This window comes from Azospirillum doebereinerae, from assembly GCF_003989665.1.
Classification (GTDB): domain Bacteria; phylum Pseudomonadota; class Alphaproteobacteria; order Azospirillales; family Azospirillaceae; genus Azospirillum; species Azospirillum doebereinerae.
Genome location: NZ_RZIJ01000053.1, coordinates 1 through 17,296, shown reverse-complemented (window position 1 = coordinate 17,296; position 17,296 = coordinate 1). Strand labels below are relative to the sequence as shown.

Below are 17,296 nucleotides of genomic sequence, written 5' to 3'. Positions count from 1 at the left end.
CCACCAAGCCTTCTCAACACTCGCCTGCGCCCTCATCGCCTGTAGACGGCTCGAAAGGTTCTGTTAGGCGCTCTAAGTCTTCGGCCCCTGTAAGTCTTCGGCCTGGGACCTTTGCGGCCGGATCCGTGGTTGCGCTTGCGGACGGGCGCGCTCGCGGATAGCTTCGCCCGCACATCATTCCTATGGATTACCTCGACATGACCGCCCGCCTCGCCGCCCCCCTGTCCGCGCTCGTCCTTCTCGCCGTGGCCTCCGCGGCGTCGGGCGCGCAGCAGGTGGCGGAGCTGGTCCCGGTCGAGCCGACCCTGCCGCCCGCTGCCTATTACGGCGCGCCGGTGCCCGAGACGCAAGTCGTAACGCCGCGCGGACCCGCCGGTGCCCCTGCCCCTGCCGCTCCGGCCGGCAAGCCCCCGGCCAAGGACGGCCCGGCGGAGCTGGAGGACGGCTGGGAGGGCGGCGCCGCCAAGGACAAGGACGGCAAGTTCGCCTATTGCGTGGTCGAGGGCGGCTTCACCTCGGGCCATGTGCTGATGATCGCGCGCAGCCAGAAGGGCGAGACCAACCTCGGCATCGGCATCCCCGGCGCGCAGCTTCCGCCGGGCGAGAAATGGCCGGTCAAGGTCGAGGTCGACGGCAAGTTCAAGCGCGAGCGCGTCGCCATCGCGCCGCAGCCCGACATGCTGGTGGTCTCCAACGGCAAGGACGAGGAGCTGGTCACCGCGCTCGCCAACGGCAAGGAGCTGGTGGTCTCCTCGGCGTCCGACCGCATCGCCTTCGCGCTGAAGGGCACCAAGAAGGTGCTGGCCGACCTGAAGACCTGCGTCGACAAGGGCGGCGACGTGCCGCCGATCAAGACCTCGACCGGCACCCGGCCGCCGCAGCCCCCGCAGGCCCGCCTGCCGGAGGGGCTGGCCAGCCTGCTCGCCGCCGCCGGGGTCCGCGACGCCGAGCCGGTGCCGATGGACAAGGTGCCGGCCGACCAGCGCCCGGCCGACGTGGCATGGCGCTTCGGCCCGATCGTCGGCGGCATCCGCGAGCGCGTGGTCGGCGAAGGCCCGCATCTGGACGAGTTGTCCGCCGCCTTCGCCGATTCCATGAAGGCGCGCTGCGAGGGCACCGGCACCGTCGCCCTGAACCCCAGCGAGCAGGCGGGCAGCGTCACGCTCCGCACCGGCGCCGTGGATTGCGCGATGCCGCAAGGGACGCTGCACGTCTCGCTGACCTTCCTGCTGTCGCAGGGGCGCCTGTTCACCGTGCTGTTCCACGAAGCGGGCGAGCCGGATGTGGCGCTGGCCGACAAGGTCCGTGACAACCTGGCCCAAGTGCTGCGCAAGGCCGGCAACAACCCGGCGCCGGTCTCGGCCTCGACTCCGGCCCCGGCGGGGACTGCCCTCCCGGCCGCTCCCACGGCCCCCGCCCCGGCCGCCCCGGCGCCCGCTCAAGCCATCCCCTCCCCGGCCGCGCCGACCCCGGCCCCGGCGGCGACGCCGGCCAAGCCCTGACGGCGGACCCCGGTCGCGCCGGTTGACGGCGCGCCGACCGGCCCACATGTCCGGTGCATGCCGGACAACGCGACACCCTTGGACAGCGGCTTGGGGGCCGGCGTGGAGCAGGCCGCCCGCGCCGGAACCGATCTCTGCGCCACGCTGAGCCCCGACGCCGCGCCGTTGGCCCGCTGGAGCGTGCGCGACAGCGCGCTGGCGGTCGTGCTGCTCGCCGCCCTGCTGGGCGGCGCGGTCGGGCTGGCGGTCGGCCTGCTGCACGAGGGCGTCGTCGGCCTGCAAAGCCTTGTCTTCGCCGTGCCCGAGGGCGAAAGGCTGGGCCTGTCGGCGCTCGACCCGGTCCGGGCGCTGGCGGTGCCGGTGCTGGGCGGCCTGCTGCTGGGGCTGCTGGTGGCGCTGGTCCGGCGCTGGCGCCCGCGCGACATCGTCGACGCGGTGGAGGCCAACGCGCTCCACGGCGGCCGGATGTCGCTGATCGACAGCCTGCGCCTGACCGTCACCACCGCCCTGTCCAACGCGTCCGGCGCCTCGGTCGGCATGGAGGCCGCCTACACCCAGGCCGGCGCCGGTCTGGCCTCGGCGGTCGGGCAGAGGCTGCGGCTGCGCCGGGCGGATCTGCGGACGATGGTCGGCTGCGGCGCGGCGGCGGCCATCACGGCGGCCTACGACGCGCCGCTGGCCGGCGCCTTCTACGCCTTCGAGCTGGTGCTGGGCGGCTACACCCTGGCGACGCTGGCCCCGGTCGGCGCGGCGGCGGTGCTGGCGGTGGCGGCGTCCGGCCTGCTGACCGACGCGGAGGCGCCGCTGGCGCTCGGCCGCCCGGTGGTGGTGGCGGGGTGGGATTACGCGGTCTGCGGCGTGGTCGGCTTCCTCGCCGGCTGGCTCGGCATCCTGTCGATGCAGGCGGTCACCCTGGCGGAGCGGGCTTTCCGGGTGTTGCGGGTGCCGCGCTGGCTGGGGCCGGCGCTGGGCGGCCTGTGCGTCGGCGGGCTGGCGCTGGCGGTGCCGGCGGTGATGGGCAGCGGGCCGGGCGCGGTGCCGCCGGAGCTGGCGGGCGGCGCCCTGGTGCTGGCCCTGACGCTGGCGGCGAAGATCCTCGCCTCGGCGGTGTCGCTGGGGTCGGGGTTCCGGGGCGGGCTGTTCAGCGCCTCGCTGTTCGTCGGCGGGCTGTTCGGCGGGCTGCTGGCGGCGCTGGTCGAGACGCTTCTGCCCGGCCTGGGCGTGGACCGGGGGCTTCTGCTGCTGGTCGGCATGGGATCGGTGGCGGCCGGGGTGATCGGCGCGCCGGTGACCATGGTGCTGCTGGTGCTGGAGACGACGCAGGATCTGTGGGCGGCGTCGGGGGTGCTGATCGGGGTGGTGGTGTCCACCGTCGTGGTGCGCCACGCCTTCGGCTATTCCTTCGCGACGTGGCGCTTCCACCTGCGCGGCGTGCCGATCCGGGGGGCCTACGACATCGGCTGGCTGTCGGAGCTGACGGTCGTCCGCCTGATGCGCAGCGACGTCAAGACGGTGCTGGCGAGCCACACGGTGGCGGCGCTGCGCCGCCTGCACCCGCTGGGCTCGGCCAAGATCCTGTTCGCGGTGGACGAGCGGGGGCTCTACGCCGGGATCGTCGACGCGGCGGCGGCGCACGACCCGGAGCTCGACGCCACGGCGGAGGAGACGACCGTCGCGACCCTGGCGCGTCACCCCGGCACGGTGCTGCTGCCCGGCGACGACGCCCGCACCGCCCTGCGGCGCTTCTGCGCGGCGGAGGTGGAGGCGCTGCCGGTGCTGGCCTCGGCCAGCGACCGGCGGGTCGTCGGCTACGTGACGGAATCCTTCGCGCTGCGCCGCTACTCCCAGGCGCTGGAGCGCCAGCGCGGCGAGGATCTGGGCGAGCGGGGGCTGTGGGGGCGGGATTAGGAACATGGTTGTTTGCCCCCATCCCGGCCTTCCCCCGCTGGGCGGGGGAAGGGGACAGAAGCTTTGTCGGCGCTCCAGGGCTTTCTCCTCCCCCGCCCAGCGGGGGAGGCAGGGTGGGGGCAAGCCGTAACCCTCAGCCCCCCGTTCCGGCCGGCACCCCCAGCACCTCGGCGGCGATCCGCGCGACGTTGCCGTTGATCGGCGGCGGGGTGATGTCCACCCCCTCCTTCAGCGTCCTGGTCACGATCTCCAGCACCTGCAGCCGCGCGAACCACTTGGAGTTCGCGGGAATGGCGTGCCACGGCGCGTGGGGGGTGGAGGTCTTCTCGAACATCGTCTCCGCCGCCTTGACGTAGTCGTCCCAGCGCGAGCGGTTGCGCAGATCCTCCTCGGTCAGCTTCCAGCGCTTGTAGGGGTTGCTCAACCGCTCGCGGAAGCGTTCCAACTGCTCCTCCGGGGTGATGTGCAGGAACAGCTTCACCACGCGCACGCCGTCGTCGGTCATCAGCCGCTCGAACTCGTTGATCTCGTCGTAGGCGCGCTTCCACTGGTCCTTGGTGGCCAGCTTCTCCACCCGTTCCACCAGCACCCGCCCGTACCAGGAGCGGTCGAAGACGGCGAAGGTCCCCGCCGCCGGCAGCTTGGTCCAGAAGCGGTAGAGGTAGTGCTTGCCCTGCTCCTCGGCCGTCGGTGCGGAGATCGGCCAGACGTGGAAGCCGCGCGGGTCGAGCGGCTCGGTCATGCGGCGGATGGCGCCGCCCTTGCCGCCGGCGTCCCAGCCCTCGAACACGATGATGGCGCGGCGCTTCTCGTGCCAGTAGGTCTGCTGGATGTGAAGAAGCTCCTTCTGGAGCTTGCCGAGCCGGCGGTCGTAATCCTCGGCCGTGTCGATCCGGGTCCCCGTCTGATCCAGCTTGTCGAGGCGGATCTTCTGGATTTTGGCGCTCTTGCCGGCCATGTGCGGGTCCTTGTCTGGAGGGGGTCTGGGAAGGGGCTATGGGGGGATTGAAAACGGGAGGGGCGGTTTTCGGTCGGGGGTGCCGGGGAACCTTCGGCGGTCTCCGGGGTTGAGCCGCGAGGACCACGCGCCGGTGCCGGGTTGTCGTCCGCTCAGGATCCCACACGGGGTTGCACGGGCTGTCAATCACCCAAACCGGCCACCCAAACCGGCCACCGAAACCGGCGGCTATCCGCGAGGGGAATTCATGACCGACACCGGACCGCGCATCTACAACCTGTTCCCGACGCTGGTCGGCCCGGTGCGCGATTGGGCTGGCCATCTGCCGCGCATCCAGGGGATGGGCTTCGACTGGGTCTTCCTGAACCCGATCCACCAGCCGGGATTCTCGGGCAGCCTTTACGCGGTCAAGGACCCGTACCGGCTGCACGACCGCCTGCGCGACGGCGCCACCGAGAGCGATGGGGACCTGCTGCGCGGCTTCATCCGCGAGGCGGCGCGCCACGGCCAGTCGGTGATGCTGGACCTCGTCATCAACCACACCTCGCGCGACGCGCTGCTGGTCGGCGAGCATCCGGACTGGTATCGGCGCGGTCCCGACGGCGACCTGCACAGCCCCGGCGCGGTCGATCCCGCCGACACCAGCAAGGTGACGGTGTGGGGCGACCTTGCGACGCTCGACTACGGCCGGGCCGACGCGCGGGCCGGGCTGGTCGAGTATTGGACCCGCTACCTGCGCCACTACGTCGGGCTGGGGGTGAAGGGCTTCCGCTGCGACGCCGCCTACCAGGTGCCGGCCGAGGTGTGGCGCAGCCTGATCGACGCCGCCCGCTCCTGGGACCCGGAGATCAAGTTCTTCGCCGAGACGCTGGGCTGCACGGTGGAGCAGGTGCGCGACCTCTGCGGCGCCGGCTTCGACTTCCTGTTCAACAGCGCCAAGTGGTGGGACTTCAAGGCCGACTGGCTGCTCGACCAGTACGAGGCGTTCCGCTGGATCGCGCCGTCGGTCGCCTTCCCCGAAAGCCACGACACCGACCGGCTGGCCGCCGAGGTCGGTAGCCAGGACCATGTGCGCCTCGCCGCGCAGATGAAGATGCACTACCTGTTCGCGGCCAGCTTCTCGACCGGGATCATGATGCCGGTCGGCTTCGAATACGGCTTCACCCGCAAGCTCGACGTGGTCACCATGACCCCGGCCGACTGGGAGCAGCCCAAGCTGGACCTGACCGGCTTCATCGGCGCGGTCAACGCCATGAAGGCGGCGACCCCGGCGCTGAACGTCGAGGGGCCGCTGCGCCGCATCACCGCGCCCCACAGCCCGGTGCTGGGCCTGCTGCGCACGGTCGACGGCGCCGCCCCCGACTCGGCCGACGGCGCGGCGATCCTGCTGCTGAACCCGGACGAGAACCGCTCCCACGCCATCGACCCCGGCCCGCTGCTGGCCGCGACCGGCGGCATTTTCCGCGCCTTCGAGGACGCGACGCCCGAGGCCGAGCCGCAGCCCTTCGAGCCCGGCGCGCCGCTGACCCTGCGCCCGCTGGAGCTGCGCGTCTTCCGCGCCGAGGCGGCGCAGTCCCGGCCCGTCGAACTCCACGATGTCGAAGAACGCGGCTGGATGGACAAGATCGCCGCCGGCCGCATGACCATCGAGAGCGTCTATCCGGAGCTGGACGGCGGCCGTTTCGCGATCAAGCGCGTGGTCGGCGACGTGATGGACGTGTGGGCCGACATCTTCACCGACGGCACCTTCGTGCTCGCCGCCGTGGTCACCTACAAGCCGGTCGACGAGGAGGTCTGGCACGAGACGCCGATGACCCTGGTCGAGAACGACCGCTGGGTCGGCAAGGTGCCGCTGACCCGCAACACCCGCTACGTCTACAGCATCCTGGCGTGGCGCGACGTGTGGGAAAGCTGGCGGGCCGACTTCAAGAAGAAGGTCGATGTCGGCATGACCGTCGATCTGGAGCTGATCGAGGGCCGCCGCTTCATCGAGCACGCCATCACCCTGAACGAGGCCGAGGGCCGCGCCGCGCTGCGGGTGGTGGTGGACCGCATGCAGCAGCTCTCCGGCCAGGAATTGATCGATTACGCGCTGTCGGACGAGCCGCGCCAGGCGATGGCGGCCTACGGCGAGCGGCAGTACCTGTCCCGCTACGTCCGCGAACTGGAGGTCTACGTCGACCGCACCGCCGGGGCCTATTCGGCGTGGTTCGAGATCTTCCCGCGCTCCGCCTCGCCCGACCCGTCGCGCCCCGGCACCTTCGACGACGTCGTCGGGCTGCTGCCGATGGTCCGCGACATGGGCTTCGACGTGCTGTACTTCCCGCCGATCCACCCGATCGGCCGCGCCTTCCGCAAGGGCCGGAACAACACCCTGAACCCCGGCCCGGACGATCCCGGCGTGCCCTACGCCATCGGCGCGGAGGAGGGCGGGCACGACGCCATCGACCCGATGATCGGCGATTTCGAGGGCTTCCGCCGGCTGGTCCGCGAGGCGAAGAAGCACGGGCTGGAGATCGCGCTCGACTTCGCGGTGCAGTGCTCGCCCGACCACCCCTGGGTCAAGGAGCACCCGCACTGGTTCTACTGGCGCCCCGACGGCACCATCCGTTACGCCGAGAACCCGCCCAAGAAGTACCAGGACATCGTCAACGTCAGCTTCTACCGCGAATCCTACCCGGATCTGTGGTACGCGCTGCGCGACGTGGTGCTGCTGTGGTGCCGCGAGGGCGTGCGCATCTTCCGCGTCGACAATCCGCACACCAAGCCCTTCCCCTTTTGGGAATGGATGATCCGCGAGGTGCAGGACCGCTACCCCGACGCGCTGTTCCTGGCCGAAGCCTTCACCCGGCCCAAGCTGATGAAGCGTCTGGCCAAGGTCGGCTACACCCAATCCTACAGCTACTTCACCTGGCGCAACACCAAGGCGGAGCTGACCGAGTATCTGACCGAGCTGACGCAGAGCGAATCCAAGGAGTACATGCGGCCGAACTTCTTCGCCAACACGCCCGACATCCTGCCGCCGATCCTGACCGAGGGCGGGCGCCCGGCGCACATGTCGCGCGCGGTGCTGGCGGCGACGCTGGGCGGCGTGTACGGCCTCTACGGCCCCTACCTGCTGTGCGAGGCGGAGGCCTATCCCGGCAAGCCGGAATACAACCATTCAGAGAAGTACGAGATCCGGCACTGGAACTGGGACGCGCCCGGCAACATCCGCGGCTACGTGACGGCGATCAACCGCATCCGGCGGGAGAATCCGGCGCTGCAAAGCTTCACGAACTTGAAGTTCTACAACGCCTACGACGACAACATCCTGCTCTACGGCAAGATGACGGCGGCCAAGGACAACGTGATCCTGATCGCGGTGAACCTCGACCCGCATGGCGGCCATGGCGGGACCATCGAGGTGCCGCTGTGGGAGCTGGGCCTGCCGGACGGCGCCCATGTCCAGGTGGAGGATCTGTTCAGCGGCCACCGCTTCACCTGGATCGGCAAGTTCCAGCACGTCTGGCTCGACCCGCAGAACCCGGCGGCGATCTGGCGCATCACCCCGCCGGGGGTGTGATCACAGTTCAAAACCCTTCTCCCCTTGCGGGACGAACCCATCGGACGCCAAAGGCGTCCGATGGGTTCGCTGGTTGGGATGAGGGGTATGCGGCGCAGCCGCACAGACCTCACCGTTCCAACCGACCTTCCGCAGCGGCGAGGATGGTTTCCAAAACACCGCTCGGATTCGTCAGAACTTCGGGGTTCCAGAATCGAAGGACCCGATACCCTTGGGCCTCAAGGAACGCCGTGCGTGGCCCGTCCGCTTGCGCGTTGTGCTGACCGCCATCGACTTCGATGATCAAGCGTTTGTCGAAGCAAAGGAAGTCTACGACGTAGCGTTCGATTGTCTGCTGACGGCGAAACTTTAGTCCACCGAGGCGCCGGTCGCGCAAACCATGCCACAACAGCTTTTCCGCTTCGGTCGCCGTCTGGCGCAGGGTGCGGGAACGCTGGGTGGTCATGGTTGCGTTCTCCCTCACCCCAACCCTTGCGGTGCATTGCGCACACTCCGGTGTTGAGAAAAGCCCCTCTCCCCTCGCGGGAGAGGGGTTGGGGTGAGGGGGTGCAAATCTTCCCTTCGCCTCCGGCGAATACCCCTCATCCCAATCCTTCTCCCGCAAGGGGAGAAGGGCTTTTAGAGCGCGTCAGCCCAGCCTCAGTCGTTCTTGACCTTGGCGTAGCTGCCCGGCGCGTCCTCGATCACCGGCAGCTTGCCGTCGCCGGGCTGGCGGGCGGGCACCGTGCCGTTGGCGTACTGCCCGACCCACTTGTTCCACTCCGGCCACCAGGAGCCGGTGTACTGGGTCGCCCCCTCCAGCCACGCGTCGCTGGACTCCGGCAGCGCGTCGCTGGTCCAGTAGCCGTACTTGTTGGCCGCCGGCGGGTTGACGACACCGGCGATGTGCCCCGACGCGCCCAGCACGAACTTGACCGGGCCGCTGAACAGCTTGGCGCCCATGTAGGTGCTCTTCCACGGCGCGATGTGGTCCTCGCGGGCCGACAGGAACAGGGTCGGGACCTTCACCTTGGTCAGGTCGATCGGCACGCCGCCCAGCGTCACCGCGCCCGGCTGGGCCAGCAGGTTCTTCTGGTACATGCTGCGCAGGTAGAAGCTGTGCATGGCGGCCGGCATGCGGGTGCTGTCGCTGTTCCAGTAGAGCAGGTCGAACGGGAACGGGTCCTTGCCCAGCAGGTAGTTGTTGACCACGAAGGACCAGATCAGGTCGTTCGCGCGCAGCATGTTGAAGGTCGTCGCCATCTTCGCACCGTCGAGATAGCCCTGCTCGGCCATCTGCCCCTCGATGAAGGTCAGCTGCTCCTCGTCGATGAAGATCGACAGCTCGCCGGCTTCGGTAAAGTCCAGCATGGTGGTGAAGAAGGTGACCGCCTTGATCCGGTCGTCGCCCTTGACCGCCATGTAGGCCAGCGTCGATGCCAGCAGCGTGCCGCCCAGGCAGTAGCCGATGGCGTTGACGTCCTCCTCGCCGGTCGCTTCCTTGATGGCGTCGAGCGCCGCCAACGGGCCCTCGACCATGTAGTCCTCGAAGCCCTTGGCCGCGAGAGTCTCGTCCGGGTTGACCCAGGACAGGACGAAGACGGTGTGGCCCTGGTCGACCGCCCACTTGATGAAGCTGTTCTTCTCGCGCAGGTCGAGGATGTAGTACTTGTTGATCCAGGGCGGCACGATCATCAGCGGGCGCTTGTTCACGTCCGGCGTGGTCGGCGTGTACTGGATCAGCTGCATCAGGCTGGTCTCGAAGACAACCTTGCCCGGCGTCACCGCGATGTTCTTGCCGAGCTGGAAGGCGTCGTAGTCGGTCATCGAGATGCGCAGCTCGCCCTTGCCGCGCTCCAGATCCGTCAGCAAATGCTCCAGCCCCTTGACCAGATTCTCGCCGCCGCTCTCGATGGTCTTGCGCAGCACCTCCGGGTTCGTCATGACGAAGTTGGAGGGCGCCATCGCGTCGACGAACTGGCGGGTGTAGAAATCCACCTTCTTGGCGGTGTGGTCGTCCAGGCCGTCGACCTGGTTGACCGTGGACTGCATCCACCGGGCGCTCAACAGGTAGGACTGCTTGATGAAGTCGAACAGGGTGTTCTCGTCCCAGGCCGAATCCTTGAAGCGGCGGTCGTCCTTGCCGGGCGCGATGACCGGCTGGGCTTCCTGGCCGAAGAAGCGCTGGGTGGTGCGCTGCCACAAGGTCAGATAGTCCTGCCACAGCGACATCTGCGCCTGCATCAGCTTGGCCGGGTCGGCCATCATGCGGGTCGTCATCTCCAGGAAGGCGTGGCCGACGCCCATCGGGTCGGGGCTTTTCGGCCCCATGCCGTCGGCGGCCTGACGCGACAGGAACTCGGAGACAAGCCGCTGGCTCTGTTCGGCGATGCGGGTCATCGCGCGCGACATTTCGACCGGGTCGGGAAGCTTGACGTCGGGGGCCTGGTTCTCGGCCATGGTTGTTGTCCTTCTTGTCTCTAACGAGTTTGCGCTTCTGGAGGTGCGAGCGTGCGGCTATACAACAGGCGGGGTGGCGCCACGACGCCGGGCCGACGTGCGACCGTCGGGCCTTGCGACACGGCGCGCGAGAAACCTGCGGGTCCTCATACACTCCGGCTGTGAAGATTTCATTTCAAGCGCCGTGGCACAAGTGCCGCGATGCAGCAAGCGACGAGGGGCGGAGGATGGCGCAAGACGGACAGGATACCGGAGCGGTGCGGCGGACCTTGAGCGCTCTTTTCGTTGTAACGCCTATGATTTTTGGCCTTCCGGCCTGCAGCGAGCGGTCGCTGGACACCGGTCTTCTGGGCTCCGTGACCGGCGAACCCTCGCCCATCAGCGACAATCCGTCGCCCGTCCGCGCGATGAGCGGGGAGCGCACCGGGTATCCCAACCTCGGCTCCGTCCCGCCGCGCCCGACCGGGCTGACGACCGAGGCGCAGCGCCAGACCCAGATGGACAAGCTGGCCGGGGACCGCGCGGAGTCCCGCCGCCGCAAGGCCGCGACCGAGGCGATCCCGATGCCGGAGCCTTTGGCGGTGCCGCCGCCACCGAACCTGCAGCCGGGCAAAAGCTCCCAATAAGGGGACGTTGCATGGGCGCGCGGCGTACGGGGGAGCCTGTCGAAGCGGCGCCGAGGCCACGCGCGGCCGTCATGTGGCTGACAAGCGTCCTTGCCACCCTGTTCGTTCCCCCGGCGGTCCTATCGGCGAAAGTGTTTCTGATCCTGTTTCAGGAATCCGGAGGGCCGATGTCCTCTCTGCAAATTCGCGACATGCTGCTGGGCGACGGGAGAATGCTCCTGGCGTTCATGGCTTTCTTCCCGTTTGTCGGTTTCGCCGTGCAGAGGCATATTTTGTGGAGGGAAGGGCGTCCGCTCTTCATCCTTAGGAAGCCGGCCTCGAAGCTGTAGCCGGGCTGGAGTCGGGTTCGAGCGGAACGGCGAAGCGGCGGCCCCGGTTGCCCCCACCCCGGCCCTCCCCCGCTGGGCGGGGGAGGGGGAGAGGAGCTTTGTCGGCGTCCAAGGGCTTTCCCCTCCCCCGCCCAGCGGGGGAGGCAGGGTGGGGGCAAACGTCGCCGCACCCGCACCCCCGAACGACGAAAGGCCCCGTGTCCGTCCGGACGCGGGGCCTTTCGTCATGCCCGTCCCGAAACCGGGACGGGGCGCCAAACCGTCACTCCTGGATGAACGCCTTCACATACGACTGCTTGAGCGGCTGGATCAGGTAGTCCAGCGGGGTGCGCGGGGCGAGCACGATGCGGGCCTCCACCGGCATGCCGGCCTTGATCTTCAGGTTGTGGACCTGATGGGAGTCGGAGTCCTTCAGGCGGACGCGGACCAGATAATGCTCCTGGCGGGTCATCGGGTCGGTGACACGGTCGGCGGACACGTAGGACACGGTGCCGTCCAGCGAGCCGACGACGCGGCTGTCATACGCGGTCAACTGCACCTTCACAGGCAAGTCGACCGCCAATGATTTGATGTCCTTGGGCTGCACCTTCACCTCGGCCAGCAGGGCGCTCTCGTCGGGAACGACGTCGAGCACCGGCTCGTTGGCGGCGATGGTGCCGCCGACCGCCGGGTGGCCGTACATCACCACGGTGCCCTCGCCCGGCGCCTTGATGGCGCGGTTGTCCAGGCGGTTGCGGGCGTCGCGGATCTGCTCGGCGTATTTCTGGTTGTCGCCGCGGGCCTTCTCCAGATCGATCAGCACCTTCTCGCGGAAGTCGCTGCGGCGGCGCACCAGATCGCCCTGGGCGTCGACGGCGGCCTGACGGGACTGCGAGATGCGGGCCTCCAGCTCATGGTCGCGGGCGTGGAGCTGGGCGTTCTCCTTCTGCTGCTCGACCATCTTGGTGCGGGTCGAGTTGCCGCGGTCGAGCAGGCCCTGGGTGATCCGCATGTCCTCCTCGGACAGCTTCATCTCGCGGGCCAGGAAGACGCGCTGCTGCTCCAGGCTGCGGGCCTCCTCGCCCAGCGTGGCGACGCGCTCCTGGCTCAGCTTGGCCTCGGTCTCCAACTGCGAGCGGCGGACCTGGAACAGCTTGTCCTGGTTGCGCATCGAGGTCTCGACGGCCGGGATCGAGTCGCGGCGGTCCGTCAGATCCTTGGGCCACTCGATGGCCGACTTCTCGAACAGCTCGGCCGACAGCCGGGCCTCCAGCGCCATGGTGTCGAGCCAGGACGCGTTCAGCATCTCCAGCCGGGTCGCCGCCTCGGTGCTGTCCAGCCGCATCAGGACCTGGCCGGCCTTCACCTTGTCGCCTTCCCGCACCAGGATCTCGCCGATCGGGCCGCCCTCGGTGTGCTTGACCACCTTGCGGCCGGTCTCCGGGGCGAGCGCGCCGCTGGCCGAGATGGCGCTGTGCAGCGGGGCGATCGCCGCCCAGCCGGTCATGCCGCCCAGACCCACCGCGAGGACCAGGAAGCCGCCGGCCAGCAAGCCACCGATGCTGGTTTCCGGAACCATGGAGCGCAGCGTGTGCAGCGAGGTGATCTGCATCGACTTGCGGGTCGGCTTGGACTGGTTCGATTCCGGCTGGTGATGGGGCTGGGCGGGCTGCAGCGGGGTCGGGAAGGTCGTGGTCAGGGTGGTCATGGCGCTATCCTTGTGCTCGGCGTCCGGCGGGGCGGTCGTATGATGGGGGCGGGGAGGAGGGGCCGGTTACCCGGCCGCTCCGGCCACGTGGGCTCCCATTGGTGCCGGGCCGAGGTTGCGGAGGCGGGAAAGATTGGGGTTCTGCTGGGCGTGCTGATCCTGGCGGGGCAGTTCCATGGCCATGCCGTTCTTCAGGACGAAGGTCTTGTCGGCCATGTCGACGAAGGCGGGCGAGTGGGTGCAGACGATCGTGGTGGCGCCGCGCTGCTTGGCGGCGGCGATGAAGTCGCGGACCGCCTTGTGGCCCTGCTCGTCCAGCCCGGCCGACGGTTCGTCGAGCACCAGCAGCGGGGGTTGGCCGAAGCCGGCGCGGGCTAGGCCGATCATCCGGGCCGAGGCGCCGGTCATCGGGAACAGCGGGTCGGCGACGTCGGTGTCGTAGCCGGCGGGCAGGCTCTCGATCCACTCGTGGATGCCGACGGCCTTGGCGGCGGCCTCGACCTGCTCACGGGTGGCGATGGCGAAGCGGGCGATGTTGTCGGCGATGCTGCCGGGCAGCAGGTCGACGTGCTGGGGCAGATAGCCGATGCCCTGCTCGGGGTTTTCCGGGGTCAGCGTGGCGACCGACAGACCGCCCAGACGCACCGTGCCGGCCGACGGGATGGCGACGCCTGCCAAAAGGCGCGCCAGGACCGACTTGCCAGCCCGGTTGGGACCGGCGACGCAGACCGTCTGGCCCGGCTCGACGGTGAAGGTGACGCTGCGCAGGACCGGCTTCTGGTCGCGGGGGGAGACGAACAGCAGGTTCTCGACGGCCAGACGCTCGTTCTCGACCGGGACGGAGGGCCGCTCCGGCTCACGGGACAGGCGCTTGAGCAGGGGCAGCAGGCGGCGGACGGCCTGGGCCGAGCGGATCAGGGCACCCCAGGCGGCGGCGCTCTGCTCGATCGGGGCCAGAGCGCGGCCGACCAGCATCGAGGTGGCGATCATGCCGCCGAAGGACAGGTGCTGCTCGATGACCAGCCAAGCGCCGGTGGCGGTGACGGCGATCTGGAGCACCATGCGCAGCCACTTGGTGGCGGCGCCGAGAGCGGCGCTGCGCTCATGGGCCAGACCCTGGAGGGCGCTGGAGGTCAGGAAGTCGCGGGACACCGAGTCCAGGGCCGAGCCGCCCATGCGGAGGCCGCGCACCGTGTCGGACTTGGTCAGCAGGGCGTCGAACAGCTTCTGGGCGCGGCTGGTCGGCTGCTTGCCGTCCTCGGCGAAGTTCTTGACGGCAACGTAGCCGACCCAGCCCATCAGCGTCATCAGCAGCATCGAGGCGACCAGAAGCGCGGCCAGCATCGGGTGGATGACGTAGATGCCCAGCACGTAGAGCGGGGTCCAGGGCATGTCCATCAGGGCCGGCAGGCTGGGCCGCGACAGGGCGCCCTTGACCTCCATCAGGTCGCCGAGCGGGGCCGAGTCCGGACGGCCGCGGCCGGCGGAGTCGAGCGCCTCGGCGGTCAGGCGGCGGCGCCACTTGACCTCCAGCGCGTTGCCGGCGCGGGCCAGCAGACGGGCCCGGACGATCTCCAGCCCGGCGCTGAGCGACAGCGCCATCACCACGATGACCGTCAGCATGATCAGCGTGTCGTAATTGCCCGACGGGATCGCCCGGCTGAACACCTGCAACGAATAAATCGGCATCGCCAGCATCATGAGATTGATGGCGGCGCTGAAGACAAAGGCACTAACAAGTATCCTTGAGAAATAAGCGCGATTGTATTGAATCTCCGGCTTGGCCTTTTCGGCCGCCGTATCAGATGAGGTCTTCTTGAAACCAGGCATAAACAGCCCTCCAATTGTCACCGTTTGGCGCAGTGCCCACTGGATGCGAGCGAGTTCAGAAGACGCTATCTTGGTAAACGCTCCCTTAAGAAGACGGGCCGTCACAGGATTGCCACCGCCCACTACCCCTTATGCCCAAGGGCTTAGGGCGTTTTGGGGAGGACCGATGGGCGCAGACGGCCGCGGTTGGCCGCTCGGCGATTGGAGTGCGGGTGCGAAACGACTATGGTCGTTCCCGGTTTCCCATCCCGTCGGCCGGGCGCCCGCCCCGCCGTCCCTTGCCACCTTGAGAGATTCGGAGACGATCATGGAAGGGCGTAAAGTCCCCTCGGTAGTGTTCAAGACCCGCGTGCGCGACGAGAGCGTCGGCGGTCCGAACCCGTTCCGCTGGCAGGACGTGACCACCGACGATCTGTTCGCCGGCAAGCGCGTCGTGGTGTTCTCGCTGCCCGGCGCCTTCACGCCCACCTGCTCGAACGAGCAGTGCCCGGCCTTCGAGCGTCTCCACGACGAGTTCAAGACGCTCGGCGTGGACGAGGTCTATTGCATCAGCGTCAACGACGCCTTCGTGATGTTCCAGTGGGGCAAGGGGCTGAACCTGAAGAAGGTGAAGCTGATCCCCGACGGCTCGGGCCACTTCACCCGCCGCATGGGCATGCTGATCAACAAGGACGCGGTCGGCTTCGGCTACCGCTCCTGGCGCTACGCGATGGTCGTCAAGGACGGCGTCATCGAGAAGTGGTTCGAGGAGCCCGGCATCAACGACGCCGGCGAGAACGGCGACCCCTACGGCGAGTCCTCGCCGGAGAACGTGCTGGACTACCTGAAGGCCTGACGCGGCGCTTTCAAAGAGGCCGGTGGGGGTGTCCGCAAGGGCGCCGCCACCGGCCTTTTTCCTGCCCGGCGGGTCGAAAAAAAGAGTAAATGAAAGTAATTCACTCAACCATTAAGCATCATTCGCGGTGGATTTTCTGGATTTCATCGTTACGCTGCACTGCGATATCGACCATTCAGGCAGGCAGAGGTGACCATCATGACGATCTCCGCGAAGACGCTGTCCGCAAAGACTGTGTCCGTTCTGGCCGGCGCCGGGCTGCTGGCGCTCGCCGCCCAGCCGGCGCAGGCGGCCGAGCTGTCGCTGTCGAAGCTGAACCTGAACATCGACCTGTCCCAGACGACCGTGTCGGGCATCTCGTCGGGCGCCTACATGGCCGGGCAGTTCCAGGTCGCCTATTCCGGCCTGGTCAAGGGCGTCGGCATCGTCGCCGGCGGCCCCTACGACTGCGCCGAGGTGTCGCCCGGCGGGCTGGCCCCGGCCATCGTGGCGTTGCAGCGCTGCATGGCGACCACGCTCGGCGCGCCCGACGTGCCGGCGCTGATCGCCAACGCCCAGGCGCGCGAGAAGGCCAACGACATCGACCCGCTGGCCAACCTCGCCCAGTCGCGCGTCTACCTGTTCAACGGCGACAACGACAAGACGGTGACCCGCCCGGTTGCCGACGCGACAGAACAGTTCTACAAGGCGGCGGGCGTGCCGGACGCGAACTTCAAGTATGTGAAGCTGCCCCAGGCGGCCCACGCCTACATCACCGACGGCTACGGCGCGGCCTGCGACTTCATCCCGAAGGAAGGGCAGAAGAGCGAGTACATCAACAACTGCCAGTACGATCAGGCCGGCGACGTCCTGAAGCACCTCTATCCGGACACCAGGACCCCCAACGCGGCGGAGGCGGCGAACAAGGTGGTGCTGTTCGACCAGACGCCCTTCGTCGGCGACACCAGCCGCACCGGCATGGCGACCAGCGGCTACGTCTACGTGCCCGACGCCTGCGCGGCCGGGCAGAGCTGCAAGGTCCACGTCGCGTTCCACGGCTGCCAGATGGCGGCCAACCTGATCGGCGACCATTTCGCGACCAAGACCGACTACAACCGCTGGGCCGACGTGAACAACATCGTCGTGCTCTACCCGCAGATCGATTCGAAGGCCAAGCCGACCTCCAACCCCAAGGCCTGCTGGGACTGGTTCGGCTACACGGGCTATGATTTCGCGCGGAAAAGCGGTTTCCAGATGGTCGCGATCCGCAACATGCTGAACGCGCTGGCGAACGCGCAGTAAGGGGAGGAGAGCGCCTTTGCCCCCTCCCTAACCCTCCCCCGCTGCGCGGGAGAGGGAACTCCACCGAACCCCGACAAGCGTCCGGCCCCCTCTCCCGCCAAAGGCGGGGGAGGGATGGGGAGGGGGCAAAGGCGCCCCGACCCCTTCACCAAAAGCCCAACCTTACGCCTTCAAAATGCCGCGCCCGGCGAAGCGGGCGGCGACGCCGAGCTGCTCCTCGATGCGGATCAGTTGGTTGTACTTGGCCAGACGGTCCGAGCGGCTGAGCGAGCCGGTCTTGATCTGGCCGCAGTTGGTGGCGACGGCGAGGTCGGCGATGGTGCTGTCCTCGGTCTC

At 68.6% G+C, this 17,296-nt stretch carries 12 protein-coding genes and 1 pseudogene; 7 read left to right on the top strand and 6 right to left on the bottom strand.

From position 1 onward, the window contains the following. The first annotated feature begins 197 nt into the window (after positions 1-197). A complete protein-coding gene (locus tag EJ913_RS30590; RefSeq protein WP_244939564.1) occupies positions 198-1,502 on the top strand; it encodes a hypothetical protein in 1,305 nt (434 codons plus the stop codon). 57 nt (positions 1,503-1,559) lie between these two features. Further along, positions 1,560-3,410, top strand: coding sequence for a chloride channel protein (locus tag EJ913_RS30585; RefSeq protein ID WP_127005116.1), 1,851 nt, complete (start codon positions 1,560-1,562; stop codon positions 3,408-3,410). Between the two features lie 133 nt (positions 3,411-3,543). Here the strand turns inward: EJ913_RS30585 and EJ913_RS30580 are convergent, their stop codons facing one another. Next, on the bottom strand, positions 3,544-4,368 hold the full coding sequence (locus tag EJ913_RS30580; RefSeq protein WP_127005115.1) for a polyphosphate kinase 2 family protein: 825 nt from the start codon (positions 4,366-4,368) through the stop codon (positions 3,544-3,546). 247 nt (positions 4,369-4,615) lie between these two features. On the opposite strand from EJ913_RS30580, the gene EJ913_RS30575 reads away from it, so the two are divergent. Continuing rightward, the gene (locus EJ913_RS30575; RefSeq protein ID WP_127005114.1) at positions 4,616-7,933 is read left to right on the top strand and encodes a maltotransferase domain-containing protein; all 3,318 of its coding nucleotides are present in this window, start codon (positions 4,616-4,618) and stop codon (positions 7,931-7,933) included. Between the two features lie 109 nt (positions 7,934-8,042). Here EJ913_RS30575 and EJ913_RS30570 read toward each other — a convergent pair whose 3' ends face one another. Further along, complete coding sequence (locus EJ913_RS30570) at positions 8,043-8,378, bottom strand: endonuclease domain-containing protein (protein ID WP_127005113.1); 336 nt, start codon at positions 8,376-8,378, stop codon at positions 8,043-8,045. Positions 8,379-8,572: 194 nt separating this feature from the next. Further along, the gene (phaC, locus tag EJ913_RS30565) at positions 8,573-10,372 is read right to left on the bottom strand and encodes a class I poly(R)-hydroxyalkanoic acid synthase (RefSeq protein ID WP_127005112.1); all 1,800 of its coding nucleotides are present in this window, start codon (positions 10,370-10,372) and stop codon (positions 8,573-8,575) included. Between the two features lie 356 nt (positions 10,373-10,728). On the opposite strand from phaC, the gene EJ913_RS30560 reads away from it, so the two are divergent. Together EJ913_RS30560 and EJ913_RS30555 are read left to right on the top strand one after the other, a co-directional pair. Further along, positions 10,729-10,998, top strand: coding sequence for a hypothetical protein (locus EJ913_RS30560; protein WP_211099081.1), 270 nt, complete (start codon positions 10,729-10,731; stop codon positions 10,996-10,998). An 11-nt stretch (positions 10,999-11,009) separates the two neighbouring features. Continuing rightward, complete coding sequence (locus EJ913_RS30555; protein ID WP_127005111.1) at positions 11,010-11,327, top strand: hypothetical protein; 318 nt, start codon at positions 11,010-11,012, stop codon at positions 11,325-11,327. Between the two features lie 262 nt (positions 11,328-11,589). Here the strand turns inward: EJ913_RS30555 and EJ913_RS30550 are convergent, their stop codons facing one another. Together EJ913_RS30550 and EJ913_RS30545 are read right to left on the bottom strand one after the other, a co-directional pair. Continuing rightward, the gene (locus tag EJ913_RS30550) at positions 11,590-13,014 is read right to left on the bottom strand and encodes an HlyD family type I secretion periplasmic adaptor subunit (RefSeq protein ID WP_127005110.1); all 1,425 of its coding nucleotides are present in this window, start codon (positions 13,012-13,014) and stop codon (positions 11,590-11,592) included. 66 nt (positions 13,015-13,080) lie between these two features. After that, positions 13,081-14,703, bottom strand: a complete 1,623-nt coding sequence (locus EJ913_RS30545) for a type I secretion system permease/ATPase (RefSeq protein WP_238521673.1) — start codon at positions 14,701-14,703, stop codon at positions 13,081-13,083. Between the two features lie 448 nt (positions 14,704-15,151). Between EJ913_RS30545 and EJ913_RS30540 the strand changes: the two genes are divergently transcribed. Both EJ913_RS30540 and EJ913_RS30535 read left to right on the top strand, forming a co-directional pair. Next, complete coding sequence (locus tag EJ913_RS30540; RefSeq protein ID WP_127005109.1) at positions 15,152-15,679, top strand: peroxiredoxin; 528 nt, start codon at positions 15,152-15,154, stop codon at positions 15,677-15,679. A 198-nt stretch (positions 15,680-15,877) separates the two neighbouring features. Continuing rightward, a complete protein-coding gene (locus tag EJ913_RS30535) occupies positions 15,878-16,960 on the top strand; it encodes an extracellular catalytic domain type 2 short-chain-length polyhydroxyalkanoate depolymerase (RefSeq protein ID WP_127005108.1) in 1,083 nt (360 codons plus the stop codon). A gap of 162 nt (positions 16,961-17,122) precedes the next feature. Here EJ913_RS30535 and eno read toward each other — a convergent pair. After that, positions 17,123-17,296, bottom strand: a pseudogene (gene eno, locus EJ913_RS30530) (phosphopyruvate hydratase); the annotation flags it as partial.